We start from the raw sequence: 1385 nt of genomic DNA on the forward strand, positions 1-1385 counted from the left end.
GATCTGGATGCCGGCGGTCTGCAGGTCCCGGTCCTTGATGCCGGCGGACTTCATCGCCGCGATCACGGCGGCCATGGCGTCATTGTTGGCGTCGAGCGCGGCGCGCGCGGTCTTGGCCTCGCGCATGACGCTCAGCGTCAGGACCGCCAGATCGGGGGCCACGGTTGCTTCGCCTTCGCCCGACACGATGATGCGGGGCGGCGTCGGCAGATCGGTGGCTCCAGCCATCGCCGGAAAAGCGATTGCAGCGGCGAGCGCGAGAGGCAAAAGATGTCTGGTCATGAAAATCTCCTTGGTCTGCGATCAAGTCGCAGACGTCGCGTAGAGCGCGATTATGGGTTGATTTGGGCGATCTGGGGAAGCCCGTCGGGAAAGCCTTGTGCCGCGATGCGAAAAACATTAATCCAGCCCGCGTGGGGCCTGTAGCTCAATGGTTAGAGCCGGCGGCTCATAACCGCTTGGTTGGGGGTTCGAGTCCCTCCGGGCCCACCATTACCGTTAGGTCCGTTCCGGACACATAGGTTACGGTTTATACCGGAGACATGGGTAACACTTTTGGCCCGAAGGGGTTTTGGAGTGGTTCGAGCCTGCATGTCTCATCGTCGAAATATCCCAAATCATAGTCCATGAAGCTAGCCAGCCAGATATGGTCCTCGACCTGTTTGATTCCGACGGTCTGGCCGGCAAAGACAAGGCTGAGGTTGATCTTCTTGCGGTTATAGCAGATGCGGCCGCAGGTGGTGACGGTGACGGCCTTGTCGTGAAACGGGTGGTCGAGATCGGGCAAGCCGGTGTAGGGACGCGTTGAGGGCGTGTAGCGCTCGGCCGGGCAGTCCATGTCGAGCGCCTGGTGCGGGCGTTGTGAGTTGAACTCGTCGATGAAGTCATCGAACCTGGCCTGCTGTTGAAGGAAATTGGCGCCGGCCGGTTTGGTGGTCTCCTTCTTGAGGGTGAGGTGCATGCGCTCATGGCGGCCATTCTGCTGCGGACAGCCCGGCTTGATGCGCTCGATGTCGATGCCCAGGCGCAGCCACCAGACCGACAGTTTGCTGAGATTGAACAGCGCGTTGGGGCTGGCGAAGGGAACGCCATTGTCGGTCCTGATCGCGCTGGGCAGGCCGAACTCTTTGAAAACGCTTTCGAACACGGTGAAGGCATAGGCTTCCTTGGTGGTCGAGAGCGCCTCGCAGGCGATGAGATAACGGCTGGCGAAGTCGGTGATGGTCAGCGGATAGCAATAGCGCCGATCGGCGAGCATGAACTCGCCCTTGTAGTCGGCACACCAAAGATCGTTAGGGCGACAGCCGTTTGAAAGTGGTGTCCCCGTCGCCCTGTTGCGCCTGCGCTTGCGGCGCTCGACCATGCCGTGGCGGTCGAGCACGGCA

At 61.0% G+C, this 1385-nt stretch carries 2 protein-coding genes and 1 tRNA gene; 1 reads left to right on the forward strand and 2 read right to left on the reverse strand.

Annotated elements, in window-relative coordinates; translation table 11 throughout:
- Nucleotides 1–282, reverse strand: a 282-nt coding sequence (locus EOA22_RS33635) for an SIMPL domain-containing protein (RefSeq protein WP_127308159.1), incomplete at its 3' end; no start/stop codon positions are given.
- A gap of 134 nt (nucleotides 283–416) precedes the next feature.
- On the opposite strand from EOA22_RS33635, the gene EOA22_RS33640 reads away from it, so the two are divergent.
- Nucleotides 417–492: transfer RNA gene (locus tag EOA22_RS33640), tRNA-Ile, on the forward strand.
- Between the two features lie 37 nt (nucleotides 493–529).
- Here the strand turns inward: EOA22_RS33640 and EOA22_RS33645 are convergent.
- On the reverse strand, nucleotides 530–1385 hold an 856-nt coding region (locus EOA22_RS33645; RefSeq protein WP_164746422.1), incomplete at its 5' end, for an integrase core domain-containing protein.

Origin of the sequence: Mesorhizobium sp. M7A.F.Ca.US.014.04.1.1 (assembly GCF_003998745.1) — a bacterium.
Lineage (GTDB): Bacteria > Pseudomonadota > Alphaproteobacteria > Rhizobiales > Rhizobiaceae > Mesorhizobium > Mesorhizobium ciceri.